Source organism: Aeromonas sp. EERV15, assembly GCF_900079845.1.
Taxonomy (GTDB): Bacteria; Pseudomonadota; Gammaproteobacteria; order Enterobacterales; family Aeromonadaceae; genus Aeromonas; species Aeromonas sobria.
Window position 1 is genome coordinate 1 of sequence record NZ_FKKY02000092.1, and the last position, 490, is coordinate 490.

The following is a 490-nucleotide window of genomic DNA, read 5'->3' on the forward strand; positions in this document are numbered from 1 at the left end:
AAACACGCTTGCCTTCCCTTCCGAGCAGCTTGATTTTCTCAAGAAGGTTTACGAGGTAAATCAGAATGTCGTTGTTGTTCTGCAAATCGGAAGCCCAATGGCGATTACGTGGATGGACGAAAATATTCCTGCAATTGTTAATATGTGGTATCCCGGCGAGCAGGGAGGTAATGGCTTGGCAGATATATTGTTCGGCAAGAATTCTCCTTCCGGCACGCTCCCTGCAACTTTCTTCGCCGCCGATGATCAGCTCCTGCCTTGGGACGATTATGAGCCTCAGCACGGAAGAACCTATATGTATTTTGATGGCAAGCCGCTCTATCCGTTCGGCTATGGTCTAAGCTATACTGATTTCGCATATTCCGATATTAACATAAGCAAGAGGTATGTTAATGAAGAGGATAATGTTACTGTAAAGTTTACTCTTGAGAATATTGGCTCAAAGGAAGGGGCTGAAGTAGTTCAGCTGTATGCGAGCAATGTGGAATCT

Annotated in this window: 1 protein-coding gene; it reads left to right on the top strand. The window is 45.1% G+C overall.

The window, feature by feature from the left end:
* Positions 1-490 (top strand): glycoside hydrolase family 3 C-terminal domain-containing protein (locus BN4575_RS20560; RefSeq protein ID WP_176716460.1); only part of this gene is annotated, 490 nt, incomplete at both ends.